Below are 25,465 nucleotides of genomic sequence, written 5' to 3'. Positions count from 1 at the left end.
CCTCACTAGCCGACAAGCAGTTACTGATTCTTTACCGCTTCAATGAATAGTCCGAACAATCTGAAGCGATGGAGAATGCCATGCAGTTCCCTGCAAGTGCGGCTGCCGCCCCTGCCCAATGGAGGCCAAAAGATGCGGCCTTAATGGTGCAGGCCAAGGCGCTTGAGGCTGCCTTTTTGACGGAAATGCTGGGACATGCGGGGCTAGATACATCCCCAGATAGCGCCTTTGGCGGCGGTATTGGCGAAGAGCAATTCGCCTCCTTCTTGCGCCAAGAGCAAGCGCAGATGCTGGTCGAACATGGCGGGATAGGGCTGGCCGAATCTCTCTTCCGCGCGATGGGAGGCGGCAAAGGCGATGGTTGATTACGCGGCATTAGAGATGATTTTGGATAAAAGCATTCAGTCGCTGGCCAGCGCCAACCTTGCGCAGTTACACGGTCTTGCGGAACAGACTGAGGCAGCACTTTCTGCAACCGGTCCGTTTGACAAAGAGCGAGCTGACCGATTGGTTACGAAAGCTGCGTTGAGTAACGCACTAATTGGGGCCGCCCTAAAGGGCGTCTCATCCGCCAGGCAACGTGCGAATGAACTGACCGATCAAGGCCGCTTCTCGACGTATCAATCTGGCGGTCAAAGAGTACAGCCCGGGCTGTCGCTCTCCCTCGCGGCGCGCCGCCTTTAGCCTATTTGGCTCAAATCCGTCGCAATCTTCCGACCTGGGCAAGGCTGGCCTTTAGCCTTTGGTAACCCAGATGCGGCAAAGCTAGGACCGCATCCCATGCCGGGATGGCGCCGCCGCGTCCCGTCGGCACGGACCAGAATGCCGGAACTGCCGCCCGTGGGCGGCTCCGATTGCTCCGCGCAAAGCGCCGGAAGCTGAAGAAGGAACGTGAAAATGTCGTCGATCCTGACCAATACCAGCGCCATGGTCGCCCTGCAAACGTTGAAGGGTGTCAACGCCAGCATGGGCAAAGTACAAGCTGAGATTTCTACGGGGAAAACAGTAGGTTCTGCCAAGGACAACGCCGCGGTCTGGGCCATATCCAAAGTGATGGAATCAGATGTGAAGGGCTTCCGGGGCATCTCGGACAGTCTGTCGCTAGGCTCCTCGACCATCGCGGTCGCGCGCGAGGCTGCAGAATCTGTGACCAACCTGCTGACAGAGATGAAGAAAAAGGTCGTCGCCGCGCAAGAAGGCAATGTCGACCGCGCTAAGATTCAGGCCGATATTTCGAAATACGTCGATCAGATCAACTCCGTCGTCAGCGCCGCACAGTTCAACGGGCTGAACTTGGTGAATGGCTCTCAGACGACGGTCGCGATCTTGGCGTCACTGGATCGCAGCGGCACCGCGGTCAATGCCTCTTCGATCGGGATCGAGGCGCAAAACCTGTCGACCGGCGAATATGTCGCGAATGAGGTCTTTACCGATACGACAGACGGGGTGATCTCTGAAGCTGGGGACACCTTTGTCCTGTCGCTCAGTACTGCTGGTGGCGAAGACACCATCACCATCGAGGACGGCCCGGAAGATTGGGTTGCTGGCGATCGAATTTCTGTGCGCATCGGCAATCGCGAAGCCTCATATACTGTCACTCAGTTTGACATTGATGCCGACAATGCCGCGCTCGTCTCAACCGTGCCGGATCTGATCGCAGTCGGGCTGAAGAATGCGATTGATGCGCTGGGGATTGCTGGCCTTACGGTGAACTACGACAGCACGGATGCTGGCCAACTGGCATTCATCAACGACGGCGATACCGACCTTACGGTCACCGGGCAGTATAAGAATGCAGGCTCAGGCGGCCTTGCGGCGCTCTCGAGCGTGGACGTCTCGACCGCCCCTGGTGCAACCACGGCTTTGGCCCAGATCGAGTCCCTGCTGAGACTGTCGATCGACGCCGCAGCGGAATTTGGTTCAGCACAAAAGCGGATCGAGATCCAGTCGGATTTCGTGAACAAGCTCTCAGATGCCATGACCTCGGGCATCGGTACGCTGGTGGATGCCGATATGGAGGAGGCCAGCGCAAGGTTGCAGGCGCTGCAGGTCCAACAGCAGCTGGGCATCCAAGCGCTTTCGATCGCCAACCAGCAGCCGCAGAACCTGTTGGCACTGTTCCGGTAAGGACGCGGCCGGGGTCTAAGGGCCCCGGCCTAACCTCGCCCTGACATCTCCCGCAACCGGAGAAGAAACCTATGACCGCCTATCCCTCTCTTGCCTATGTCAGTGCCTCGGCACCCGCGCGCACCGCACGGTCTGCCGAATATGAGGTGATCGCCCAGGTGACACGTCGACTGGCAGCCGCAACCCAACGCCGAACATTGGATTACCCTAATTTTATCAAAGCTTTGTCTGAGAATGAGCGTCTTTGGTCGACACTGGCCGCGGATGTGGCGGATGAGGGCAACGGTCTGCCGACACAGCTGCGCGCCCGGCTTTACTACCTTTATCGCTTTACCTCGGATCACAGCCGCAAGGTCCGTTTGGGCAACGCGAGCGCCGAGGTTTTGGTCGAAATCAATACCGCCGTTCTACGCGGCCTGCGCGGCACCGGAGGTGGCACATGAGCGGTCTCGTTCTTAAACTTGGGCCGCATGAGCGCGTCTTGATCAACGGCGCGGTGATTGAGAATGGCGACAAACGCTCCAAACTCTCGATCATGACCCCGCATGCCAATATCTTACGTCTGCGGGATGCGATCCACCCGGAAGAGGCAACAACGCCAGTGCGCCGGGTCTGCTATATCGCGCAACTGGTGCTCTCTGGTGATGCCGTCGCTGGCGACACACGTCACCAATTGCTGCGTGGGATCGAGCAGTTAAGCCAAGTTCTGGTCGATCCCGACAGCCGCTCGCTGCTGGCTCAGGCAGGCGCTGCGGTGATGGAGAATGAGCATTACCAAGCTCTTAAGGCTCTTCGAGGGCTGCTTCCACGCGAAGAGCGGCTGCTTGCGGCGGCCCGGGCATGAGCTTTAGCCCAATTCTACCCTTCAGCGGGTATTCTGGCTGGGCCTTCCTCAAAAGAACAATGGCCAACCAGCAAACCGCGCAACAAAACACAGCTTCTGCCAAGCGTGAAGAGGCCTACTTCCGCGCCAATATTGGCAAGATCAACTCGGCTGCTGAGCTTGTCGACGACCGACGCCTCCTTTCTGTCGCGCTTACTGCATTTGGGCTGGAAGGGGACCTGAAGAACAAAGCTTTCATCCGAAAAGTTCTGGAGGACGGCACGTTAAACCCCGCAAGCTTAGCGAACAGGCTTGCCAACAAGCAGTACCATCAGCTTTCGGCGGCCTTCGGTTTTGGTGACTTGGGGGTTCCTCGCAACAAGATCTCGGATTTTGCCGATCAGATTATTTCGCAATACAACAGCCGCAGCTTCGAAACGGCTGTTGGCGCGCAGAATAACAACTTTAGGATTGCGCTAAATGCTGAGCGCGATTTGGCCCAACTGGCAGCGAAACCCGGCACCGAGAATCTGAAATGGTTCACGATTCTGGGCAACCCACCTTTGCGCGAAGCCTTTCAAACGGCGCTGGGCCTACCAAGTGGCTTTGCCGGCATCAATCTTGACCAGCAACTGGCCGTCATCAAAGCCAAGACCCGAGCCGCTTTTGGCAGCGATACGATCAGCCAGTTCACGGATCCAACGAAAGTCGAAAAGCTCGTTCGGACTTATTTGGTCCGTGCGGAGATTGCGGGACAGAGCCAAAGTTCATACGCAGGCTCGATCGCCCTTCAACTGCTGTCCGCAGGGCGCCGTTAGGGTGAAACGACGCCGGCAATCACGCCCTCAAACAAGCCTGCAACCGGGCAAAGCTGGCCTGCGGACCTCCGGGTGGAGCGTCCTCGGCCAAAAAGCCGTCCAAGGCGGGCCAAAGGCGAATGGCCCGATCCACGGCAGGATCACTGCCTTGAACATAAAGCCCCGCCTGCACCATCATTTCGGCCCGATCATAAGCTCCAAGGCTGCGTCGCGCTTCCGAGATCAACACATTCTCCTCGGCGCTTGCGGCATGCGGCAGACTGCGAGAGACTGATCGCAACAAATCAATTGCGGGATATCGACCGCGCTCTGCAATTTTTCGATCCAGCACGACATGGCCATCTAGTGTCCCGCGAATGATATCAGCCACCGGCTCCTCCATGTCTGAGCCCGCCACCAAGACCGACAACACCGCCGATATATCGCCGGCCCCTGCAGCCCCGGGGCCGGCCCGCTCTGCCAAGCCCATGATCGCATGCGCGGTTGAGGGCGGATAGCCCCGCAGCGAGGCCGTCTCTCCAGCCGCCAAAGCCACCTCGCGATGGGCCTCGGCAAAGCGAGTCACCGAATCCAGCAGCAAAAGCACATGCATGCCTTGATCACGAAACGCTTCGGCCACCGCCATCGCAGCAAGGGCGCAACGACGGCGCATCAGCGGAGATTGGTCCGAGGTCGCCGTCACCACGACCGAGCGACGCATGCCCTGGCGCCCCAAAACCCGCTCGGTAAATTCGCGCAACTCACGGCCACGTTCCCCCACCAGGCCAATCACCACGACATCGGCCGCCAAACCGCGGGCAAAGCGCGCCAGCAACGACGACTTTCCAACCCCTGACCCGGCAAAAAGCCCTATTCTTTGCCCACGGACCATCGGCAAGAGCGTGTCGAACACCGCCACCCCTGTTGCCATTCGCTCGCCCAAAGGCCGGCGGATCGCGGCGGGCGGCGGACTGCTGACCAGCGCGCGCCGCTGCAATCCACGCATCAACGGCCGCCCATCGAGCGGCTGCCCCGTAGGATCCACGATGCGGCCCAACCAAGAGCTGTCCGGCGCGATCGTGACAGGCCCAAGCAGGCAGGCCCGAGCGCCGATCGTCAACCCTTCGGGATCATCCTCGGGCAGCACAGTGGCCCCCGCCGAAGTCAGTCGAATAATCTCTCCGCCCAAAGGGCCGGCCCCTGTGTCAGCCAAGATCCTGTCGCCCAATGCCGCCGTCGGAAGGCCCGTGACCATAAAGGTGCCGCGACCGATTTCGACCACGCGCCCCACCGGTCGTGTCACCTCGAGATCGGCGATTTCGGCCTGCAGGCCGTCAAAAACGCCCAGCATCTGATCCCTCTTTGTTCGCGATTACCCTTTCTAAAGGAATCACCCTTAAGTCTTGGTGAAGCAGGTCGAGGGAGAAGCCCGAGATGTTCGAAAAGCTTGAGATCACGCGCATGGCGCAGTCGCTTGCCGCCCAAGCTGGGGCGCGGTTGGGGCTGATTGCGCAGAATATCGCACATTCCGATACGCCCGGGTACAAGGCACAAGATCTGCCGGATTTTGCGCGGATCTGGGCGCAAAGCAGCGGCACTCTGCGGGCCACACGGCCCGGTCACTTGCAGGCGCCTTCGGCGCCCGCGGTCTTACGCAGCTTCGCCAGTGGGGGAAGCGAGGCGCCGAACGGCAATTCCGTCTCTCTGGAGCGGGAAATGGTCAAAATGGCCGAAACTCGGCAGGACCACGAAATGGCGCTCGCCATCTATCGCAACACCTCTGACGTCATGCGCACCGCGCTTGGCCGGCAAAGATAGGGGGCAGATCGGTGGCTGATCTTTTGAACTCACTGGCTTTCGCCGCTTCAGGGATGGAGGCACAAGCCACCAGATTGCGCCATGTTTCCGAGAATATCGCGAATGCCGATACACCTGGATATCACCGCAAAACATTGGCCTTTGAGACGGCATTGGGCAGCGGGCTTGTAATCCCCGGCCCGGTGCGGCTGGACCAAAGCCAACTGCCGCGGGTCTACGCGCCAAGCCACCCATTGGCAGATGATGCCGGTTACTACGACGGCTCGAACGTCGATATTGTGATTGAGATCGCGGACGCCCGAGAGGCCCAGCGCAGCTACGAAGCCAATCTTAAGCTTTTCGATCAGGCGCGGCAAATGACCCAAAGCCTTTTTGATCTGCTGCGGCGGTAAGGGGCATTAGAAATGGATGTGAGAAGTTCCTTCGCCGCACAAACCTATGCGCAGGCCAGAACGGCCGCAGCGCCGAAGCCCGTCGCCGCAGAAAGCGGCACGGTCGTGGGACAATTCGCCAATACCTTCACCGAGGCTTTGGCGAAGGCTGAAAGCACGGCCCGCGCCGCCATGACCGGCGGCGCGGATCCGCATGCTTTGGTTGAGGCATTGGCCTCATCCCAATTGGCGGTCGAAACCGTCGCCACGGTCCGCGACCGCGTGGTCGAGGCTTATCAAGAAATCCTAAGGATGCCGATATGACCGAATCCGCAATTTTCGATGTGATGCGGCAGGGGCTTTGGGTGGCTGTGATCATCTCGACCCCGCTGCTGGTCGTCGCTTTGGTTGCCGGGGTGACGATCGGGTTGCTGCAGGCGCTGACCTCGGTTCAAGAGATGACGCTCACCTTCGTGCCCAAAGTCGCTGCAATGCTGGCGGTCTTTTGGGTCACGATGAGCTTTATGACCACGACACTGGTGGGCTTTTTCACCGATGTCATCCTCCCCAAAATTGCGGGGGAATAAAGGATGGATGCCGCCGGCTACACCACTTTGTCTCGCCAATCCGGCCTGATGCGTGAAATGCAGATCGTGGCCAATAACGTCGCCAACATCGCCACTTCGGGCTTCCGCCGAGAGGGCACAGTCTTCGCTGAACATGTGTTTTACCTGCAAAGTGAGCCTTCGCTTTCTGTGCCGCATGCCACCGGCAGGGTGGTTGATCTCACGCAAGCTGCGATCACTCAGACCGGAGGTGCCTATGATTTCGCCATCCAAGGCGACGGCTTCTTTTTGATTGAGACGCCTCAGGGAAACCAGCTGACCCGCGCAGGCAGCTTCACGCCCAATGAGGCGGGTGAGCTTGTCACGCCAGACGGCCACCGGCTTTTGGACGCCGGCGGCGCGCCAATTTTTGTCCCTGCGGGTGCGGGCCCCGTCGCAATGGCCCGCGACGGCTCGATCTCTGTTCAGGGCCAGCCTTTGGCGCAAGCCGGCCTCTGGCAACCGGTGGATCCGCTCACCCTTCGGCACCAATCGGGCACGATGTTTTCAGCCGATGAGATAGAAACCGTTGAAAATCCCACAATCCTTCAGGGCTTCCTCGAAGAGAGCAACGTAAATCCCATCTCAGAGATTGCCCGGATGATCGAGGTTCAGCGCGCCTATGAGCAGGGCCAAAGGTTTCTTGAGGCTGAAGATGCCCGAATGCGCGGCGTGATTGAAACCCTTGGTCGCTGAGGTCGAAGATGAAAGCACTGCACATCGCGGCAACCGGCATGGCGGCGCAGCAGATGAAGGTCGATGTTGTCTCCAACAACCTCGCCAATATGTCGACCACGGGCTACAACGCCCGCCGCGCCGATTTCGCCGATCTGCATTACCAACAGATGGCACGGCCGGGCACGATCACCGCGGCAGATGGCTCAATGCTGCCCACAGGGATACAGATCGGCCTCGGCGTGCGGCCCGCCTCGGTTTCGGTGGTTTTGGCGCAGGGCTCTTTGTCGCAAACCAACGGAGACCTTGATCTCGCCATCGAAGGCGCGGGGTATTTGGAGGTGACGCTGCCCTCGGGCGCATCAGGTTATACCCGCGATGGCGCGTTGAAGCGCTCACCCGATGGGCTGATTGTCACCGCGGACGGCCATGCCGTTGTGCCAGGCGTGACAATACCGGATGAGACCACCAGCATTGCAATCAATGCAGCGGGCGAGGTCTATGCTTACTTTGAAACCCAAGTGGAACCTGAACTCCTCGGCCAGCTGACCCTCACCCGTTTCAGCAATGAAAAGGGGCTTGAGGCGATTGGCTCGAACCTCTTTGTAGAAACCGTTGCCTCTGGCGCGCCGATGGTTGGGGCGCCGGGGATCGACGGACTTGGCACATTGAGGCAAGGCTATCTTGAAGAAAGCTCGGTCGATGCGGTGCGCGAGGTCACCGAACTGATCAAGGCCCAGCGCGGTTATGAGCTGAATGCCAAAGTCATCACAGCCGTCGATCAGATGTTGTCAGCCACGACGCAGGTGCGCTGATGCTCAGGGCGGTAATCCTCGTCCTGGCTATGCCCATATCCGCATCGGCGGAAAGCCTCGTCGCTCTGCGCACGCTGCCGGCCCGCACTGTGATCACCGAAGCCGATGTCGCATTGGTTGATGCCAAAATCGACGGCGCTCTGACAGCTTTAACACCCGCCCTCGGGCAAGAAGTAAAGATCACAGTCTACGCCGGACGCCCGCTGCGCGCTGCGGACATTGGCCCGGCGGCGCTGATCGACCGCAATCAGACCGTCCAGCTGGTCTATCACATGGCTGGATTAACCATCCTTGCCGAAGGACGCGCGCTTGAGCGTGGCCCCGAGGGCGCCGTCATCCGCGCCATGAATATTGCTTCAAAAACAACCATATCGGGCCGCGTCGATGCGCTGGGCCGCCTTATTGTCGGAGCCGCTCCATGAGACGAATGTTTCTTGCTCTGTCGCTGATGCTGGCGGGATGTGGTGATCTGTCACAAGTTGGCAAAACGCCCGATTTCAGCCCGCTTGAGGGGGGGTACCAACATCACTCGCTTTATTCAGCAAAACTCCCCCTCAGCGCAGATTCAGATACACCCGGTGAGGCCTCATCGCTCTGGTCGGGACAAAACACCTCGCTTTTGGGTGATCGTCGGGCAGCGCAGCGCGGCGACATCCTGACCGTGGTGGTGCAGATCGACGACAAGGCCGAGATTTCAAACTCAAGCGATCGGTCGCGCAGTGGTGCCATCAGCATGGGGATGCCGCATATGCTGGGAATCCCCCAGCGCCTTGACGGCGCCCTGCCCGAAGGGGCCTCAATGGCCGAGGCCGCGCGCACCAAATCGAGTACAAGTTTTGACGGCGAGGGGCGCGTATCGCGCAAAGAGAAACTTACACTGCGGATCGCGGCAACCGTGGTTGAGGAACTGCCGAATGGCGTTCTGCGGATCGAGGGCCAGCAAGAGGTGCGCGTCAACAATGAGCTGCGTGAGCTGATTGTCACCGGTTATGTGCGACCAGCGGACATCTCACGGCAGAATGAGATCACCTATGACAAAATCGCCGGAGCGCGGGTGTCATATGGCGGGCGCGGCCAGATCACTGAGGTTCAGCAACCTGCTTACGGCCAACAAATCGCCGATATCGTGTTGCCGTTCTAATGATGCGAAAGCTTCTCCCCCTTATCTTAGCGCTCATCGGTCTTGCTGGCGGTATTGGCGCTGGGCTGGCCTTGCGGCCGGTCCCAGACCCGGTCACCAGCGACGAAGCCGAAGGCCTCTCTGGCGCAGCGCCGCAATCCACTGTGCCGCCCGATTATGTCAAACTGAACAATCAGTTCATCGTGCCCGTGGTCGAAGGCGGCAGGGTCGCGTCGATGGTGGTGCTCTCACTTAGCCTTGAGGTCGCGGCGGGGCAGAGCGAAGCGATCTATGCGCGTGAGCCCAAGCTGCGCGACGCTTTCCTGCAAGTCATGTTTGACCACGCCAATACCGGCGGTTTTCGCGGCTCTTTCACCGATGGGTCAAATCTCGTGTTGCTGCGCCAAGCTTTGCGCGAAAAAGCTTCGCAAATCATAGGGCCAACGGTGACGGATGTCCTCATCACCGATATCGCGCGCCAAGACAGTTAAACGCAACGCCCCACTATCGACGATCGGGTAACCTTTGCGTAAGCACTTCTAAAACATGAACTTTTCCAAACGCCTGGCGGCCCTCCTCAGCCGCCTTCAGGCATAAGGCAGTTTGCGCAGCCAATTGCTGATTAAGCACTGCACGACGCTGGGCGGCCCATTGCTGATAGGCAAATTGCGCCTGCTCCTGAGCCGACCAAAGAAGGCCCAGATCTGCCGCCCGCGGCTCTAAATCTGCCAATTGGCGCAGAAGCGCATCTTTGACCGCATTCTCTTGACGCAGCTTCTGGCTGCGGCTGTCCAGCACCAAACTGGCCATGTCTTGCAACTGCCGCAGGCGGGCGCGCTCCACATTCATCTACGACGTGCCTTCTTACGCATCGCTTCGGCAAAGCGGATTGCTGCGGCCACAGCTGCATAATGCTCGCGCTTAATCTGACGTCCCAACTCGACCGTCGCAAAGATCGCACGAGCTGTGGGCGGATCGCGCCGGATCGGCACCCCATTTTCCTGAGCACGCGCCCTAATCCGAACGGCGATTTCATCGCAGCCTTTGGCCACACAACGCGGCGCCGCATCTTTGCCGCGCGCCCAGCTCAAAGCCACCGCGTAATGCGTTGGATTCACGATCACCACGTCAGCCTTGGGCACCTCGGCCAACATTTGCCGCGTGGCAATTTCTTGGGCACGGCGTCGCCGATCCGCGCGCAGATGCGGATCGCCTTCGCTTTCCTTCATCTCATCGAGCAATTCCTTGCGTGTCATCCGATTACGACGGGCAAATTCCAGCCGCTGCCACAGATAATCTGCCAAGCCAAAGCAGGTGGAAATGACAAAGAACAAGATCAGGAAGCGCTGCACTTCTTCGGCCATGAGGCGAGCAAAGAGCCCAGGCTCAAGCCAAGACGCCATTATGACCTCGGGCAAAGAGCGCTGCAAAAACCAACTGAGCAACGCCGCGACAGCCATCATCTTGGCAAAGCGCTTGGCGAACTCGACCATGCCAGAACGGCCAAACTTTTGCTTGGCGTGGCTAACGATCGAGATCCGCGAGGTTTTAAAAGACAGTTTCGTCGGCGTGAAGATCAACGATCGGCTCGCCAGCAACCAAAGGACCACCCCACCGGCAGAGGTCAGAAGGATCCCCACGAAAGGCGCCACCATTTGCAGGATAATTCCGCCCAATTGCGGCATCGCCCCCTTGCCGACGAGACCTGCTAGCCGGTCCGGCTGTGCCAAAAGCTGCATGCCGGCTTGGCCAGCGGTCGTGACCGCCCATCCGCCCATCAAGATCAGCCCAAGCACCAACCCAGCCAATCCGGCCGCAGCTTGCAGGTCCTCTGAGCGCAGCACATCGCCTTCTTCGCGCGCGCGCGAAAGCTTACGCTCGCTGGGGTCGTATTCCTTTTCACCCTCATCCTCGGTACCTGCTGCCATCGCCTAACCCTTGAAGGGATGCGCCAGCGCCGATTGCAGCGCGCCCTGCCACACCGTCAGTATCATCGGGCCCGAGAGGGCGAGCAGGATCAGAGCCCCGAGTGTCAGGGCCGGTGCGCCAATGAAGCTGACCATAAGCTGCGGCATCGCGCGGTTGATCGCCCCTAGCGCCAAATTGTAAAGCAGAGCCGCCAATACGAAAGGCGCAGCCAAAGAAAGCGCCAGTGCAAAGCTTTTGCTGATCCGGCCAAGCCCCCATTCCGCCAGCATGGTTGCGTCAGGCAATGCGCCTATCGGTATCAACTCATACGATAGGATCAGCAAAGCCACGCTCTGCGCCAAACCACCCATTGCAACAAAAACTGCGATTCCAGTCAGAATGAGCAGGTTAGACACAATGGGTTGTGGCTCAGCTCCAGCGCCTGCAAACATTTGGGCAAGGTTGCTTGATTGCGCCGCGATAGTTCCGGCCGTTTGAAGGGCGAGGATTAAGACCCGCAAAGAAAACCCCAACACCAATCCCGCCGCGGCTTCTATCGTCAGAGGTTGGAGAATGCCCGCTGGCGCAGCGACTGGCATGGCAACGGCAGGCGCGACGAGCATGGTGATGCCCAAACTCACCGCGAGCTTCACGCGCTGCGGCACCATCTGCTCACCCAAGCCGGGGAAAAGCGCTACCGCCGCACCAACCCGCAGGAAAACCAGCGCGACCTGCCACAGGTAAGCTTCTGTCATGCCAGAAATTTCGGAGAGAAGTGGCATCAGCTCGGTCATGCCGCGACCTGTCCCAGAAGGGCTGGGCGCACCTCAAGACCGATCTCCTCATAAGAAAGTACCGGCGCTTGGATGCCTTTGGCCTGAACAACCGTTCGCAAAAAGCGCCGTCGCACTGCAGAGGTGACCAGGGCGGCCTGCGTGCCGCTTTCCATCGCGCGGCTGACTTTGTCGCCGATTCCATTGGCCAGTTTTGCGAAAATGTCAGGTGGCAGCGCGACATCGCGCGGGCCACGCTCGCCATCCATCTGATGTGCGGCAAAGGTGCGTTCCCAATCGGGATCCAGCTGGATCAAGGGGATGCTTCCATCGGGCCGCTTGAGCCCGGCGACGATCTGGAAACCAAGCCTTTGGCGAACATGCTCACAAACCGCTTCAGGACTGCCAAGGGACCGCGCCTCGGCAATCGACTCAAGGATCAGCGGCAAATTGCGGATGGAGACCTGCTCATCAAGAAGCATTCTGAGCACCGAATGCAGCAGGTCCAGCGGCACCTTATCAGGGATAAGCTCGTCAATCAGGCGCCGGTTCGCCTCGGCGCGGGGTTGGTCTGAGAGGTTGGTAAATTCGTCTAAAAGTCGGCGCAGGCCCCGCAGGGAGAGAAGTCGCGCCAGTGAATTTTTAATCACCTCAAGCAGATGCGTCGCGAGAACCTCGGCCGCTGAGACCACTGTCAAACCTGCAAGGGCAGCATCCTCTTGCAGATCATGTCTGATCCACCGCGCCGGAGCGCCATAGACAGGCTCGCGCACGTCATCGCCGGGCGGCGCGGCAATGCCATCGGCAAGCAGCACCAACACCCGATCTGTCCGAAGTTGGTCCGACACGCGCTCAACCCCTTGGATGCGGATGCGATATTGTCCGGGCGACAAGACCGGCTCATCGGTCAATCGAACCTCAGGCAGAATCACCCCAAAGCCAGCCGCTATGTGATTTCGCATATTGGAGATTCTGCCGTCCAAGCCAGTGGCAGGGTCCAGAGCCATCGCCACCAAATCGGGCGCAAACTCGATATGAATTTCGTCAAAATCCAAAAGGTCGCCGATGGGCCGTCGCGCATTTTGCGCAGCCGGTTTGACAACCTCGGCAATGGGGGTTTTGAGCCGGCGCAGACCGGCCGAAGCAGCGATGGCCAGAATGATCGCTGCGGAAATGAAAGGAAGGAATGGCATTCCGGGAACGACCGCGAATAGAGCCATGAGGGCCGCAACCGTCCCCAATGCTGCCGGAAAGCGGCCCAGCTGAGCGAAAAAGCTGACATCTGCCGCACCTTTTCCGCCCCCGCGAGAGAGCAAAAGTGCCGCGGCGACGGAGGTGATGACGCTTGGGATTTGCCCAACCAGGCCGTCACCGATGGTGAGGATCGAATAGGTTTGAAACGCCTGCCCAATCGCCAGCCCATGCATGAAAATTCCGACGGCCAGACCCACGATCAGATTCAATGCCGTAACCAAAAGCCCAGCAATTGCATCGCCTTTGACGAATTTAGACGCCCCATCAAGCGAACCAAAGAAATTCGTCTCGGCCAGCTCCGTTTCACGTCGGCGCTTAGCCTCTTCATGTGTGATCGCGCCAGCAGACATATCCGCGTCAATCGCCAGTTGCTTGCCCGGCATGCCGTCCAATGCGAAGCGCGCACCCACCTCGGCCATGCGGCCGGCGCCTTTGGTGATCACGATGAAATTGACGATCATCAGAACGACGAAGATCACCAGCCCCAGAATCAAATTTCCGCCCATGATGAAATTGGCAAATCCTTCAATGACATGGCCAGCTGCATCGGTGCCGGTGTGGCCCTGCCCGATGATCAGTTTGGTCGAGGAGACATTGAGCGACAGCCGCAACAGCAATGAGGCCAAAAGGATTGTTGGGAAGGCCGAGAAGTCCAACGGCCGTTCGATGAAAAGTGTGACGGTAAGCATGAGAATCGCCAGAGCGAAGCTGATGGCGAGACCGATATCGACCACGACCGCTGGCACCGGCAAAACCATCATGGCGATCACAGCCATAAGCGCCAGCGCAAGCAGGACCGTAGGTCGGAACAACAGGGTTGAGTGCTCCAGCCTCATGTCACGGCCCTCCAATCAGCGCCTGCCCGCCAGGGCGCAGTGGCACCACAGACCCAGGCGAGCCCGCGCTTCCTGCCAGCAACAGCGGGAAGCGGTTATTGCGCGTTCTTCGTGTTTCATCCCTTAGCCCAGCAGATGCGCCCGCTGATCCCAGCGCCGCATAGATCGGCTCGAACCGGGCCAGATAGATCTCGGCCCGCTCCGGCGTCGCCGAATGAAAGGCCCCCGCCGCGGCAACCCAATCGCCTTGTTCGACGGCATGGCGGGCCACAAATTTTGCCGCGTAATGGGCATTGCGTTGTGGGTCCAACATATCCTCAAGCGAGGAAAATGCGGCGCTATGCCAGTGATAATTCAGTTGAAAACAGCCGATATCGACGTTGGTCTGGCCTGCGGCGATAGCCTCTGACAGGGCCGTCAAAGCATCACTTTGCGTGGCGAACCACTGGCCTTCGCCGGCCAGATTGAGTGTCCAAGGCCAAGGTTGCAAACCAGCCTCCCCCCGGCGTCCCGTCTCGGTCAGGGTAAGGGCCTGAAGCAGTTGCAGCGGAACCCCGGTCTCATGCGCTGCTTCTTTTGCAGCGCGCAGGCAGAGGGCGGCCGTTTCACGCACCGACAGATCCTGTGCCTGGGCCACCGACAGGCCCGTGATCGACACCATTACGCCCGTCAAAACCGCTACGAACAGGCGGAGATTACCCAAGAGGCGACAAGGCTTCATAGAAGATCCAGTCTGGCTTCTGCCATCTGTGTTGCGATCGGACTTACGATAAGCCTGCAGACCTTGCTGGATGGTTAAGGGCGGCTCAACCTGGGACCGCCACGGATTGCAACAAGTTATCTATCACCGCCCGAGCGGCAGCACTTTCTTCAGCCTGAGCTTGACCACGGCTGATAGAGCCGCCGGGCGGATCAGCCAAAGGCGGGGCAAGGGCTGCTGCACCCTGCCAATTGCTTGGCCCTTCAGCCTCAACCAAGGGCCAATCCTGCGTCCATGTCAGCAGTCGCTGACCGGTCTCAATCTGGCCCGCCGCGAGAGAGAATTGCCGTGCTTTTTCAATGTCGCCCAACTGCTGGCTGGCTTGAGCGCGCAAGCCATCGGCATCGGTCGAGCTGAGCCCATCGAGCGTCAGCAGCACCGCGGTGGCATCGCCCAGCGCCAGTTGAGATGCCGCTGCCAAAAGCCGCAGATCGGGATCCGAACTGGCATCAACTTTGCCCAACCATTTCAGGCCCAGATCGGGAAAGCCAAGCGCCAGCAAGCGACGCGCCACTTGCTCTGTAAGGACCCAATTCACATAGGGGCGCTGTCCCGCCGAGGCTGCGGCTTCGGCCAAGAACACCTCATCCGAGGCATTAAGTGCCGCCATAGACCAAAGATCGGCAAACGTGTCAGGCGCCTGCGGCAGATAAAGAAAAGCGCTTGCATAATCCCCTGCCATGGCCGCGGCCAGCACTCTAGCACGCAGCAAATCAGCTTCGAGCGGTGTCGCTTTCGCTTCCTGCAAATAGGTCTCGAGCAGGGCCGGCACGGCCGGGTCGAGTGTTTGACTGCCTTGGAACGCAGCTTCTACGATGGTAACGATTGCCTCTCCTCCGGCGGCGCCACCTTCGGCCAAAACTGCCGATGCGATGGCCTGGGCCCGGTCAGCCCCACCTTCGGCAAGGTTGAAGCGCGCCTCCATCATCGCTACCTCATGTGCCGACGGCCCGGGCAGGCGCTGAATGGCATCGCGCATGACACGGGCCGGCTCTTCTTGGCCTGCAGCAAGAAAGGCATCGACCAAGGGCGGCCCCAAATAGCTGCGCAGATGCGGCGGCAAAGAGGCGAAGCTGCGCGCGACAGCATCCGCATTGGTGTGTCGAGGCAGCGGATCGGGCAGGCGCGCGAGCGTTGCCCAAAGTGCTGCGGCGGTGTCACAGGCCTCTTGCTCCGCAAAAGGCGAATGGGCCAAAGGTGCTTGGTCCACCAGATAGGACAGAGCCGTCAGAATCGCGGCATCTTGGGCCTCATGGCCTTGCAGCATCTGCAAGATTTGTCGCGCCTCGGCACCGAAACCGAGGTGAAGGTGCAACCTTGCAGCACGCAGGATTGCCTCGGGCTGCGGATCATCGAACTCTGACAGCAGACCGGATCGGCCGGGGCCAATTTGGCCGACAACCGGGCCATCAAGGCCCCAGTTCGCCAGATCAAGTTCTGCATCAGTGGTGCAACGACCGCCATCTGCCGTCATCGCCCCCAAGCCATCTCGTTCGCCCGCGACCCGAAGGCCCGGCAACTCCCCCACTGCAACCCGTGACCACGGGCTTTCTGCGATCACCGGCGCCTCGGCCGCAGGCTTGGGCAAAGTCTCAACCACATCAACGACGCCTTCAGCGGAACCCCGGCTGATCTGCGCCAACAGCGCATCGCGCAGCGGATCCAAGGAGATTTCCCCCGTTGGCAAAGGCAGCGGCACCCCAGGCTCAGGCCCTTGCGCCTTCTCGGCCCGCACGGCGGCGCGCCAATCATAGCCTGCAGTTGGCGGAGGTGGATCTTGCCCCCCCTCAGGCGATGGCGGATCGAGCGGTGCTTCAAAGGCCGAGCCTTGCGGCGGCGCGCCTGAGTGAATGTCAATCACGACAATCCCGGCGCGAAACTCAAAGGCGATGGCGTGACAGGGACAGGCCAAACCTATGCGCAGACGACCATTCTCCGGCGCGCGCCATAGTGCCGTGACGCGATCGCGGGGGATCTTATGAAAGGCTGCGGTGACGTCATAGCCCGTCACCTCGGGCGGCAGCTCAAGTTCATAACCATCATTCGCGCGACCAAAGCGCCAATCGCCAATGCCCTTTGCCTCAACCACGATGCGCGTGAAATCCGCGTGTTCGCCGCCGGTGACGCGGGCCGTTTCGGCCATCGCAGAAGGGACAAAAGCGCAAAGCCAAACGAGTCCGATGAAGAATATATAGCTCACGCGAGGGGGTTGGCAGATTTTTAGCATCAGGCCGCCTCCTGCTTTAAGGCGCGCAGGGCCTCTTCAAGATCGCCAAAGCCGGGGCGCATGTGATGCGGCGTGTTTTGGCGGCCGACCTCGATGCAAATGTTGGCGGGGTGATGGTGCAGGTTTGCCACCAAAACTTCGCGAATGAGTTGAAAAAAATGCGCATCCTCTTCAACAACTTGCTTCACTCGGGCGGCGAAGGGGCCGACCAAGCCATATGCCAGAAACACCCCCAAGAACGTGCCCACCAAGGCCGAACCGATCATGGCCCCCAGAACCTCTGGTGGCTGATCAATCGAGCCCATCGTCTTGATCACCCCCAAGACCGCCGCAACAATGCCGAGCGCTGGCAGGCCATCGGCCACGGTTTGCAGCGCGTGGCTGGAGTGCAAGGCGTGATTCAACTGCGCCTCCATCCTTTTGTCGAGCACCTCTTCCACCTGATGCGGGTCGTCATAGTTCATCGAAGCGACACGCAAAGTATCGCAGATCAGATCGACGGCGGCATGGTCGCGCTGAATCTTTGGGTAGCGCGCAAAAATCGAAGACCCTTCAGGGTTTTCAACATGCTCCTCAAGACCGACCGGGTTCGCGCGTGCCAAGCGCACCAGTTCGAACAACAGACACAACAGGTCGCGATAATCGGCGATCGCCCATTTCGGCCCCTTAAAGACCATGCCGATATCGCGCACCGTGCCTTTGACCGAAGCGAAGTCATTTGAAATCAAAAAAGCGCCCACAGCGGCACCACCGATGATGATCATCTCAAACGGCAGCGCATGTAGGATCGGCTCAAGATGGCCACCGTGCAGAACGAAGCCGCCGAAGACCATCAGGATAATGACAACGATACCGATCATACCGAACATAGGCGGCCCCCCCGGCTGCTCTTGCACCCACAGTTTGGCGGGCTGCGGTTAAGAAGTCGCAAACTCAATCCTTGGGCGCCGCGCTGTTACGCCCGGCGAGGATGGCGCTGACTGCATAGGCCTTTTCGGCCTGCATGCCCGACAACACGGCCGCCGCTGCGTCGGGCCGCATCCGCCCCATGAAACCAGACGCGAAATCGGGGTCCATCGCATCGAACAATCGGGCGGCATCTTTGGGTTTCATCGTCTCATAAACGGCGACAAGCCTCGTGATGTCGGCCTCGGCCGCGCCATCGGCCAAGGCCAAGGTCTTACGCAGCTCCAGCTCAGCCGCCTCAAGCGCCGTAAGCCGGGACGAAACCGCCTCGTCCGCCAGAGCAAGCGCGGCTTCGCGGTCGGCCAAGGCGGCCTCACGCGCGCGCAACCTGCCCTCTCGCTCAGACAGTGCCGCGGCCAATGCCGCAGGGGGCAGGGGGCATTCGGCACCCACGACCACGGCCTCTTGCAGGGGCTCTGCGGCTTTGGATCCAGCCTCTGCCTTCGCATTCTCAGCCAATGCCGTGCCCAGCGAGCTGCCCAATCGCAACGCCCCGGACGAGGCGAACATCAGCGCAATAATCAGAAGGGCGCCCCGCCCGGCGCGCCTTCTCATTCGACGTCCTCCAGATCCCGCGCCGCGCGCCTGCGCACGAACCGCAACCGACGCGCGTCATCTTCCGGAGCTCCCTGCCCAGCCCCCTCCTGGGGCTCAGGCAGGTCATGTAAGGAGGCCATCAGCAACTCAAGCCGACGTGCAATTTTATCCGCACGGCTGGTCAGATCGGCCAGATTTTGCTCGGCCGAGCCGGCGATGCCCCGCGCCTCATCCAGCGCGCGGGTCATATCATCCACTTGCGCCGAAAGCACGGCTATCGCCCCGCCCATGCCGGTTTCCAAAGTGGTGAAACGTCGCAATCTGGCCGCAAGAACAAAGCAGTAAATGGCCGCCCCCAAGGCCGCCGCAGTCATCAACATATCGGCGATCAGATTCACGCGCCGCCCCCCTAGTTCAACACAAATTCAGTCACCAGCAGATCGCGCACCCGCCCCTCACCAGTAACAATCTGCACGCGTCGCAACATCTGGGCTCGCAGCCGCGCCATTGACGACGGCTCTTCCAGCTCCGAGATGGAGACGGCCCGCAAATAGCTGTTCAGCACGTCCAAAATCCGCGGCATTACGGCCGCGACCTCTGCGGCATGAGGGTTGGCCACCTCAAGCTGCGCAGTGAAACGCAGGTGCCTGCTTGAAGAAGCCGGCCCCAATGAGATCACCACCGAATCAACCGGCAAAAACGCAATATCGGGCAGCGCGCCCGGCGCTGGCCCGGCCGTTTCTGCCACTTCTTTCGGCCCAAGAATCAGCCCGGTCCAGGTTGCGTAGAACCCCCCGCCCCCCAGCACACACCCCAGCATCAAGCCCAGCAAAAGCGGCAGCTTTGAGCGCTTTGTCTTGGGCTCGGCCTCTTGTGGCTTCTCCGTCTTTGCCAAATCCGTCTTCCTCCGCTGCTGCAGAGAAAATAGCTTCAGGTCACTAACCGATTGTTAAGCTGGATCGCTTCATGCTGCGGATCAGGGAGAACCCTGGCGGAGCAGTGGTGTCGTGCAGAATTTGGTCTCGATCTGGTTGGCGCTAGAGCTGCGCAAAAAGGCCATCATCCTTGGGGCGACCTTGGCGATGTTCTTGGCCATCCTGGGCCTTGCGCGCATCGCAAACACCCCCCGATTCGAGTTGCTTTATGCCGGGCTTGAAGCCGCCAATGCTGGTGAGATTGTCGCCGCGCTTGAGCAACGCGGTATTGCGCATCAGGTGCGTGGCGATTCGATCTATGTCGACCAAGGTCAGCGCGACAGCCTGCGCATGGCTCTGGCAGCCCAAGGCCTGCCAGCCGCCAGCAGCGCCGGGTATGAGCTTTTGGATCAGCTCACCGGTTTTGGCGCAACCAGCCAGATGTTTGACGCCGCCTATTGGCGCGCCAAAGAGGGAGAGCTGGCTCGCACAATCCTTGCCGTGCCCGAGGTGAAGGCCGCAAGGGTACATCTTGGGCAAGCCCCCGACAGCGTTTTTCGCCGTGATCAACAGCCAAGCGCCAGCGTCACTTTAACCACGACGATGGGCACGCTGAGCAAGGGGCAGGCCGATGCGTTGCGCCATCTGGTCGCCTCGGCGGTGGCGGGGATGAAGCCCGCCGATGTGCAGATCATCGACACCGTCGCCGGGCTCATTGCAGGGCCTGAGGCGGACGCCAGCACTGGGGCAGCACAGGAGCGAGCCGAAGAAATAAGGCACAATGTCCAACGCTTACTGGAAGCGCGGGTTGGGCCCGGCAAGGCTGTGGTTGAGGTCTCGCTTGATCTCATCACCGAAAGTGAGCAGATCACCGAACGGACGTTTGACCCGCAAAGCCGGGTGCCAATTTCTTCGGAAACGCAAGAACGCAGTGAGACCGCGCAACAGCCCGGCGGGGCCGTCACTGTCGCCTCTAATCTGCCCGAAGGCGATGCGGGCGGCGGCAGTCCGGGCCAGTCTCAGTCCAGCGAAACCACCGAGCGGGTGAATTACGAAGTCTCCGAAACCCAGCGAGAGGTGATGCGCGGCCCCGGCGGCGTGCGGCGAATGACAGTTGCGGTGTTGGTGGACGGCCAGATGACCCCACAGCCCGACGGCAGCCAGATCTGGGCCCCCCGCCCCCCAGAAGAGCTTGAGGTTTTGCGCGAACTCGTCGCCTCAGCCGTGGGCCTTGAGGAGGCAAGGGGCGATGTCCTCACATTGAAATCTTTGGAATTTCAGGCCGTTACCCCGCTAGGGGTGCAGGCCGAAACGGGCGTCCTTTCGACGCTTGGCCAATTGGATCTGATGGCTGCAATCCAAATCGCTGCGTTGACGCTGGTCGCTCTGGTGCTGGGCCTGTTCGTGATCCGCCCGGTGCTGAAATCGGGCAGCCTTGCGGCCTTGCCAGCACCTGCGCCGCCCCTTGCGCTTTCGCGGGTCAATGCTGAACCCGCCCTCACCGGCGAAATTGATGACGGTTTCCAACTCCCCGATCTGCCGGTGATGGATTTCATGTCCGGCCTTGAAGATCCGCCCGCCGAGGACGCCGCAACCCGCCTGCGTCGGCTGATCGAAGAACGGCAGGTCGAATCTCTTGAGATCCTACGCGGCTGGCTGGAGCCAGAAGAGGAGCGCGCCTGACATGGTGATGCCTAAGCTGGAAGTCTTCGATGTTGAACCCGCCGCACGACAGCCCTCTGGCGTCGTTGTCACGCAAGTCGGCGCGTTGGAAGAGGCCCGGCTGGCCGCATATGAGCAAGGCTACAAGGCTGGCTGGGATGATGCCGCCGCGGCGCAGAGCCAAGATCAAAACCAGATCAAGGCGGATCTCGCCCGCAATTTGCAGCAACTCGCCTTCACCTACCAAGAGGCGCGCGCCCATATGCTGCAAGCGGTGAAGCCGCTTTTCGAAGAGATGGTCAACCGCCTCCTGCCCGCCACCGCGCGTGAGACGCTGGCGCCGCTGGTGCTTGAGCAGGTAACCCCGATGGCGGAAGAGCTGACCGATCAGCCGGTGACATTGGTGCTGAACCCCAGCGTTCGCCAAGCCGTGGCCAGCTTGATCACGCAGGCCACCGGCCTTCCGATGGTGATCGAGGAAGAGCCGACCTTACCCGAGGGTCAGGTCTACATCCGCCTTGGCTCCCGCGAAGCCCAAGTCGATCTGAGCCGTGTCACTGCCGAGATTGCCCAAGCCGTGCACGGCTTTTTCACACTAGCCGAGGAGCCCCCGTCGGATGGATGACACCACTGACAACAACCCTTTCGCGCAAGTCCCGATCGAAATCACCATCTCGGTCGGTCGGGCGCGGCCGCTGGTGAAAGACTTGCTGCGACTTTCACGCGATGCCGTCCTGCCGCTCGACCGGCGTGTCGATGACCCGGTGGAGCTTTACGTCGGTGACCGGCTGATCGCTCGGGGCGAATTGACCGAGCTAGAGGGCGAAGCCGCCGGTCAATTGGGCGTGCGCCTGACCGAGGTTGCCAATCTTCGGGGCGGGTTGTGAAGGCCCGCCAAACTCTGCGCCTCGCTGGACTTTGTGGGCTTCTGCTGCTCCTTAGCTTGCCCGCTTCAGCCCAACAACTGACGCTGGATCTGGGCGAAGGCCCCGGTCTCGCCAGCCGATCAGTTCAACTTTTGGTCTTGGTCACCGTACTCAGCATCGTGCCCGGCCTTGCGATCATGGTCACTTGCTTTCCCTTTATTGTCACCGTGCTTTCGATCCTGCGCCAAGGCATCGGGCTGCAACAGGCCCCCCCCAATATGCTGATCATCAGCCTTGCGATGTTCCTCACTTGGTTCGTGATGGAGCCGGTCCTGATCGCAGCTTGGACCCAAGGGGTAGAGCCCTTCACCGCCGAAGAGATCGACCTCGCCACGGCCTTTGCCCGCACCTCGGCCCCATTCCGCGAATTTATGTCAAACCGCACCAATCCAGATACCTTCGCATACCTCGACGCCCTACGCCCGCGTGAGGCGACGGGCATCCCAGACGCGCCCCTATCGCTGCTGGTGCCCTCGTTCCTGCTTTCCGAGATGCAGCGCGCGTTTGAGATCGGCTTTCTCATCTTCCTGCCCTTCTTGATCATCGACCTCGTCGTCTCGGCGATCCTGATGTCGATGGGCATGATGATGGTGCCGCCAGCGGTGGTCTCGCTGCCGTTCAAGCTGGCATTCTTCGTGGTGGCCGACGGCTGGGGGCTGATCGCCAGCGCCTTGGTGCGCAGCTATATGTGAGGCTTCAGCGCAGCCGCAGACCAGCGCTGTCAAAATGGAACGCGCGCCCCATGTCAGGGGAAAGCCAAACCGCCTCATCCACCGAATAGCTGTGTTCCCCAAACAGGCGCACCGTCAGCAAGCCGTGAATCTCGCTGCGCACATAGACCAACGTCTCGCCGCCCAGCTTTTCGACATGGCTGACGCGCCCCTCAAAGCTGCCGCTCTCGCGGGAGATCTCCAGATGCTCAGGCCGGATCCCGGTGGTTTCCCCACGCTGCCCCAATGCACCTGACTTCAGGAAATTCATCTGCGGCGAACCGATGAAGCCCGCGACAAATGTATTGGCCGGGTCGTTATAAAGCTCCATCGGCGCGCCGACTTGCTCCACCACACCGCCGCGCAGCACGACAATCCGGTCGGCCAGCGTCATCGCCTCGACCTGATCATGCGTCACATAGATCATCGTGGCCGAGAGCTCGCGGTGCAGACGCGCAATCTCGATCCGGGTGGCCACCCGCAATGCGGCGTCTAGGTTCGATAAAGGCTCATCAAACAAGAACAATTTCGGCCGCCGCACGATAGCACGGCCAATCGCAACGCGCTGGCGCTGCCCGCCCGAAAGTTCAGCCGGGCGGCGCTCCATCAATGGCCCCAAAGACAGCATCTCGGCCGCTCTATCGGTGGCCGCGCGGGTCTCTGCCTTGGAGACGCCCGCCTGTTTCAGCGCCAACCCCATGTTATCGCGCACGGTCAGATGCGGATAAAGCGCGTAGCTTTGGAACACCATCGCCAGCTCGCGCTTGGCCGGGGCCAGCTCGTTCACCCGCTTGCCATCAAGCAAGATATCGCCCGCGCTTGCATCCTCGAGCCCGGCAATGATCCGCAAAAGCGTGGATTTCCCGCAGCCCGAGGGACCAACGAAAACGCAAAACTCGCCATCCTTGACCGTCAGGTCGACGCCTTTAATGACATCGGTCGCGCCGAAGGATTTGGTGATGTTCTTAAGCTCTAGCGCGCCCATGCGGCCCTCACAATTTGACAGGCTTGCCAGTGCGGACGCTTTCATCCGCGGCAAGGCAAATGGCCAGCGACTGCACGGCATCTTCCATATGCCGCGTCAGATCGAGATCTTCATTAATCGCACGCGCCATAAACGCCTGTTCACGCTCACAAAGATCCTGGTGGCCCGGCTCATCGGCCATGCTCAGATCCTGATCGGGCTGACCCACCTTATGCACCCGCAAAAGCGAGGTCTTGGTATGGGTGTCGTGATCGTCCGAACGCGCATTTTCCGGCATCCGGATCGAGACCGCGCCATTGGGGCTGACCACGTCCTTCACGAAAAAGGCGGTGTCCGACATCATCGGGCCCCATCCGGCCTCATACCAACCCAGACTGCCATCTTCGAAAATCACTTGGAAATGGCCGTAATTATACATGTCCGGCGCGATTTCATTGGAAAGCCGCAGCCCCATGCCACGCACTTCCACAGGTTTCGCATCGGTGATCTGGCACATCACATCCACATAATGCACCCCGCAATCCACAATCGGCGGCGTGGTCTGCATCAGCGTTTTATGAACCTCCCATGTCGGGCCCGAGCTTTGCTGGTTCAGGTTCAGCCGGAAAACATAGGGCCCGCCCAAAGCCCGCGCTTCGGCGATCAAGGTCTGCCAGCTGGGGTGATGACGCAGGATATAGCCCACGACCAGTTTCTTGCCATTGGCCTTGGCACAATCGACCACCCGCCGCGCATCCGCCACCGTGGTCGCCAGCGGCTTTTCCACAAAGACATGCGCGCCGGCTTCCATCGCCGCCACCGCAAAATCAGCATGGCTGTCGGAATAGGTCGAGACATTGACCAGATCCGGTTTCAGCCGAGTGAGCGCCGCTTTGAAGTCCGGCTCAACACTATAGCCCGCCAGTTCCGGGTCCAATTTCGGGGTCGAGCGATTGACCATCCCCACCAGCTCAAAGGCCGGATTGCGGTGATAGGCCAAAGCATGGCTCCGCCCCATGGTGCCGAGGCCAGCAATAAGAACTCGGATCATTTGACGGCTCCTGCAGTGATGCCGCGGATCAATTGCCGCGAGAAGATAAGGTAAAGGACAAGCACCGGAACGATGGCAAGGCTCAGCGCCGCCAGCACCGCGTTCCAGTTGGTCACGAACTGGCCGATGAAGACCTGTGCGCCCAAGGTCACGGTCTTGGTGCTCTCGGCCGGGGCCAAGATCAGCGGGAACCACAGATCGTTCCAGATCGGGATCATGGTAAAGACCGCAACTGTCGCCATCGCCGGGCGTACAAGAGGCAGCACAAGGCTGAAGAAGATGCGGTATTCCGACAGCCCGTCGATGCGGCCGGCGTTCTTTAGATCATCCGAGACGGTCTTCATAAACTCCGACAGGATGAAGATCGCCAAGGGCAAGCCTTGCGCCGAATAGACCAAGATCAGCGCCGTCAGCGTGTTCACCAACCCGCTTGCCACCATCATCTCAAGGATGGCGACGGTGCCAAGGCGGATCGGGATCATGATCCCCAAGGCCAGATAAAGCCCCATCAAAGTATTGCCGCGAAAGCGATATTCGCTCAGCGCAAAGGCCGCCATCGCACCGAAGAGAAGCACGCAGAACAGGCTTGCACAGGTGACGATCAGACTGTTTTGGAAGTAAAGGAAGAAGTCCCCCTGCTTCATCACCGTCGCATAGCCAACCGCGTCAAAAGTCCCTGGCATCGGCAGCGCCAAAGGATCTGCAAAGATCGCTTTGCGGCTTTTGAAGCTGTTGATCACAATCACAAAGACCGGGAACAAAGCAATCAGCGTATAGGTCAGCAACACCGCATGGGCTGCAATGGTCCGCCCCTTCGACATCCGCG

33 protein-coding genes are annotated in these 25,465 nt (G+C 60.2%); 19 read left to right on the top strand and 14 right to left on the bottom strand.

Annotated elements, in window-relative coordinates; all coding sequences use genetic code 11:
* Positions 1 to 143 precede the first annotated feature (143 nt).
* From Q9295_RS02890 to Q9295_RS02865, 6 genes are all read left to right on the top strand, one after another.
* Positions 144 to 365 (top strand): rod-binding protein, encoded by a 222-nt coding sequence (locus Q9295_RS02890; protein ID WP_306679063.1) that lies wholly within the window; start codon positions 144 to 146, stop codon positions 363 to 365.
* Positions 358 to 684 carry a hypothetical protein gene (locus tag Q9295_RS02885; protein WP_306679000.1) on the top strand — a complete coding sequence of 109 codons (327 nt, stop codon included), beginning with the start codon at positions 358 to 360 and terminating at the stop codon, positions 682 to 684. Before Q9295_RS02890 ends, Q9295_RS02885 begins: the two co-directional genes overlap by 8 nt.
* A gap of 213 nt (positions 685 to 897) precedes the next feature.
* The gene (locus tag Q9295_RS02880; protein WP_306678999.1) at positions 898 to 2,127 is read left to right on the top strand and encodes a flagellin N-terminal helical domain-containing protein; all 1,230 of its coding nucleotides are present in this window, start codon (positions 898 to 900) and stop codon (positions 2,125 to 2,127) included.
* Positions 2,128 to 2,198: 71 nt separating this feature from the next.
* Positions 2,199 to 2,570 carry a flagellar biosynthesis regulator FlaF gene (gene flaF / locus Q9295_RS02875; protein ID WP_306678998.1) on the top strand — a complete coding sequence of 124 codons (372 nt, stop codon included), beginning with the start codon at positions 2,199 to 2,201 and terminating at the stop codon, positions 2,568 to 2,570.
* Positions 2,567 to 2,971 (top strand): flagellar biosynthesis repressor FlbT, encoded by a 405-nt coding sequence (gene flbT, locus Q9295_RS02870; protein ID WP_306678997.1) that lies wholly within the window; start codon positions 2,567 to 2,569, stop codon positions 2,969 to 2,971. The genes flaF and flbT overlap by 4 nt, the downstream gene beginning before the upstream one ends.
* The gene (locus tag Q9295_RS02865; protein ID WP_306678996.1) at positions 2,968 to 3,768 is read left to right on the top strand and encodes a DUF1217 domain-containing protein; all 801 of its coding nucleotides are present in this window, start codon (positions 2,968 to 2,970) and stop codon (positions 3,766 to 3,768) included. The genes flbT and Q9295_RS02865 overlap by 4 nt, the downstream gene beginning before the upstream one ends.
* A 19-nt stretch (positions 3,769 to 3,787) precedes the next feature.
* Here the strand turns inward: Q9295_RS02865 and Q9295_RS02860 are convergent, their stop codons facing one another.
* Positions 3,788 to 5,098, bottom strand: coding sequence for a FliI/YscN family ATPase (locus Q9295_RS02860; RefSeq protein ID WP_306678995.1), 1,311 nt, complete (start codon positions 5,096 to 5,098; stop codon positions 3,788 to 3,790).
* An 83-nt stretch (positions 5,099 to 5,181) separates the two neighbouring features.
* Here Q9295_RS02860 and Q9295_RS02855 point away from each other — a divergent pair, with 83 nt between their 5' ends.
* From Q9295_RS02855 to Q9295_RS02815, 9 genes are read left to right on the top strand one after another with little or no spacing between them, the layout of a single operon-like run.
* Complete coding sequence (locus Q9295_RS02855) at positions 5,182 to 5,565, top strand: FlgB family protein (protein WP_306678994.1); 384 nt, start codon at positions 5,182 to 5,184, stop codon at positions 5,563 to 5,565.
* 11 nt (positions 5,566 to 5,576) lie between these two features.
* Positions 5,577 to 5,957 (top strand): flagellar basal body rod protein FlgC, encoded by a 381-nt coding sequence (gene flgC / locus Q9295_RS02850; protein ID WP_306678993.1) that lies wholly within the window; start codon positions 5,577 to 5,579, stop codon positions 5,955 to 5,957.
* Positions 5,958 to 5,969: 12 nt separating this feature from the next.
* The gene (fliE, locus tag Q9295_RS02845; RefSeq protein ID WP_306678992.1) at positions 5,970 to 6,260 is read left to right on the top strand and encodes a flagellar hook-basal body complex protein FliE; all 291 of its coding nucleotides are present in this window, start codon (positions 5,970 to 5,972) and stop codon (positions 6,258 to 6,260) included.
* Complete coding sequence (locus Q9295_RS02840; RefSeq protein WP_306678991.1) at positions 6,257 to 6,523, top strand: flagellar biosynthetic protein FliQ; 267 nt, start codon at positions 6,257 to 6,259, stop codon at positions 6,521 to 6,523. The genes fliE and Q9295_RS02840 overlap by 4 nt, the downstream gene beginning before the upstream one ends.
* 3 nt (positions 6,524 to 6,526) lie before the next feature.
* The gene (locus Q9295_RS02835) at positions 6,527 to 7,237 is read left to right on the top strand and encodes a flagellar hook-basal body complex protein (RefSeq protein ID WP_306678990.1); all 711 of its coding nucleotides are present in this window, start codon (positions 6,527 to 6,529) and stop codon (positions 7,235 to 7,237) included.
* Positions 7,238 to 7,245: 8 nt separating this feature from the next.
* Complete coding sequence (flgG, locus tag Q9295_RS02830) at positions 7,246 to 8,031, top strand: flagellar basal-body rod protein FlgG (protein WP_306678989.1); 786 nt, start codon at positions 7,246 to 7,248, stop codon at positions 8,029 to 8,031.
* Positions 8,031 to 8,453, top strand: a complete 423-nt coding sequence (flgA, locus tag Q9295_RS02825; RefSeq protein WP_306678988.1) for a flagellar basal body P-ring formation chaperone FlgA — start codon at positions 8,031 to 8,033, stop codon at positions 8,451 to 8,453. Before flgG ends, flgA begins: the two co-directional genes overlap by 1 nt.
* A complete protein-coding gene (flgH, locus tag Q9295_RS02820) occupies positions 8,450 to 9,172 on the top strand; it encodes a flagellar basal body L-ring protein FlgH (RefSeq protein ID WP_306678987.1) in 723 nt (240 codons plus the stop codon). The genes flgA and flgH overlap by 4 nt, the downstream gene beginning before the upstream one ends.
* On the top strand, positions 9,172 to 9,642 hold the full coding sequence (locus Q9295_RS02815) for a flagellar basal body-associated FliL family protein (protein WP_306678986.1): 471 nt from the start codon (positions 9,172 to 9,174) through the stop codon (positions 9,640 to 9,642). Before flgH ends, Q9295_RS02815 begins: the two co-directional genes overlap by 1 nt.
* Before the next feature lie 13 nt (positions 9,643 to 9,655).
* On the opposite strand, the gene Q9295_RS02810 is transcribed toward Q9295_RS02815, so the two are convergent.
* From Q9295_RS02810 to Q9295_RS02765, 10 genes are all read right to left on the bottom strand, one after another.
* Positions 9,656 to 10,000 (bottom strand): hypothetical protein, encoded by a 345-nt coding sequence (locus Q9295_RS02810; protein ID WP_306678985.1) that lies wholly within the window; start codon positions 9,998 to 10,000, stop codon positions 9,656 to 9,658.
* Positions 9,997 to 11,079, bottom strand: a complete 1,083-nt coding sequence (flhB, locus tag Q9295_RS02805; protein WP_306678984.1) for a flagellar type III secretion system protein FlhB — start codon at positions 11,077 to 11,079, stop codon at positions 9,997 to 9,999. The genes Q9295_RS02810 and flhB overlap by 4 nt, the downstream gene beginning before the upstream one ends.
* Positions 11,080 to 11,082: 3 nt before the next feature.
* Complete coding sequence (locus tag Q9295_RS02800) at positions 11,083 to 11,853, bottom strand: flagellar biosynthetic protein FliR (RefSeq protein WP_306678983.1); 771 nt, start codon at positions 11,851 to 11,853, stop codon at positions 11,083 to 11,085.
* Entirely contained in the window at positions 11,850 to 13,922 is a 2,073-nt protein-coding gene (locus Q9295_RS02795) for a flagellar biosynthesis protein FlhA (RefSeq protein ID WP_306678982.1), read from the bottom strand. The genes Q9295_RS02800 and Q9295_RS02795 overlap by 4 nt, the downstream gene beginning before the upstream one ends.
* Position 13,923: 1 nt before the next feature.
* Complete coding sequence (locus Q9295_RS02790; protein ID WP_306678981.1) at positions 13,924 to 14,580, bottom strand: lysozyme family protein; 657 nt, start codon at positions 14,578 to 14,580, stop codon at positions 13,924 to 13,926.
* Between the two features lie 148 nt (positions 14,581 to 14,728).
* Positions 14,729 to 16,825 (bottom strand): hypothetical protein, encoded by a 2,097-nt coding sequence (locus tag Q9295_RS02785; RefSeq protein WP_306678980.1) that lies wholly within the window; start codon positions 16,823 to 16,825, stop codon positions 14,729 to 14,731.
* Positions 16,826 to 16,908: 83 nt separating this feature from the next.
* Positions 16,909 to 17,778, bottom strand: a complete 870-nt coding sequence (motA, locus tag Q9295_RS02780) for a flagellar motor stator protein MotA (protein ID WP_306678979.1) — start codon at positions 17,776 to 17,778, stop codon at positions 16,909 to 16,911.
* Positions 17,779 to 17,842: 64 nt separating this feature from the next.
* Positions 17,843 to 18,430, bottom strand: coding sequence for a MotE family protein (locus Q9295_RS02775; RefSeq protein ID WP_306678978.1), 588 nt, complete (start codon positions 18,428 to 18,430; stop codon positions 17,843 to 17,845).
* Complete coding sequence (locus tag Q9295_RS02770) at positions 18,427 to 18,810, bottom strand: hypothetical protein (protein WP_306678977.1); 384 nt, start codon at positions 18,808 to 18,810, stop codon at positions 18,427 to 18,429. The genes Q9295_RS02775 and Q9295_RS02770 overlap by 4 nt, the downstream gene beginning before the upstream one ends.
* A gap of 11 nt (positions 18,811 to 18,821) precedes the next feature.
* A complete protein-coding gene (locus Q9295_RS02765; RefSeq protein ID WP_306678976.1) occupies positions 18,822 to 19,307 on the bottom strand; it encodes a flagellar basal body-associated FliL family protein in 486 nt (161 codons plus the stop codon).
* 112 nt (positions 19,308 to 19,419) lie between these two features.
* Between Q9295_RS02765 and fliF the strand changes: the two genes are divergently transcribed.
* The 4 genes from fliF to fliP are packed head-to-tail and all read left to right on the top strand — an operon-like array spanning position 19,420 to position 22,606.
* Positions 19,420 to 21,009 (top strand): flagellar basal-body MS-ring/collar protein FliF, encoded by a 1,590-nt coding sequence (gene fliF / locus Q9295_RS02760; RefSeq protein ID WP_306678975.1) that lies wholly within the window; start codon positions 19,420 to 19,422, stop codon positions 21,007 to 21,009.
* Position 21,010: 1 nt separating this feature from the next.
* Entirely contained in the window at positions 21,011 to 21,613 is a 603-nt protein-coding gene (locus Q9295_RS02755; protein ID WP_306678974.1) for a FliH/SctL family protein, read from the top strand.
* Entirely contained in the window at positions 21,606 to 21,875 is a 270-nt protein-coding gene (locus tag Q9295_RS02750) for a FliM/FliN family flagellar motor switch protein (protein ID WP_306678973.1), read from the top strand. The genes Q9295_RS02755 and Q9295_RS02750 overlap by 8 nt, the downstream gene beginning before the upstream one ends.
* Positions 21,872 to 22,606, top strand: coding sequence for a flagellar type III secretion system pore protein FliP (gene fliP, locus Q9295_RS02745; protein ID WP_306678972.1), 735 nt, complete (start codon positions 21,872 to 21,874; stop codon positions 22,604 to 22,606). The genes Q9295_RS02750 and fliP overlap by 4 nt, the downstream gene beginning before the upstream one ends.
* Before the next feature lie 4 nt (positions 22,607 to 22,610).
* On the opposite strand, the gene Q9295_RS02740 is transcribed toward fliP, so the two are convergent.
* The 3 genes from Q9295_RS02740 to Q9295_RS02730 are packed head-to-tail and all read right to left on the bottom strand — an operon-like array spanning position 22,611 to position 25,460.
* Positions 22,611 to 23,609, bottom strand: coding sequence for an ABC transporter ATP-binding protein (locus Q9295_RS02740; RefSeq protein ID WP_306678971.1), 999 nt, complete (start codon positions 23,607 to 23,609; stop codon positions 22,611 to 22,613).
* Positions 23,610 to 23,616: 7 nt separating this feature from the next.
* Positions 23,617 to 24,639 carry a Gfo/Idh/MocA family protein gene (locus Q9295_RS02735; RefSeq protein ID WP_306678970.1) on the bottom strand — a complete coding sequence of 341 codons (1,023 nt, stop codon included), beginning with the start codon at positions 24,637 to 24,639 and terminating at the stop codon, positions 23,617 to 23,619.
* The gene (locus Q9295_RS02730) at positions 24,636 to 25,460 is read right to left on the bottom strand and encodes a carbohydrate ABC transporter permease (RefSeq protein ID WP_306678969.1); all 825 of its coding nucleotides are present in this window, start codon (positions 25,458 to 25,460) and stop codon (positions 24,636 to 24,638) included. The genes Q9295_RS02735 and Q9295_RS02730 overlap by 4 nt, the downstream gene beginning before the upstream one ends.
* Between the last annotated feature and the right edge of the window lie 5 nt (positions 25,461 to 25,465).

The sequence above is a fragment of the Pseudogemmobacter lacusdianii genome, assembly GCF_030848395.1.
Taxonomy (GTDB): Bacteria; Pseudomonadota; Alphaproteobacteria; order Rhodobacterales; family Rhodobacteraceae; genus Pseudogemmobacter; species Pseudogemmobacter lacusdianii.
This window is presented reverse-complemented; position numbering and strand designations above follow the sequence as displayed.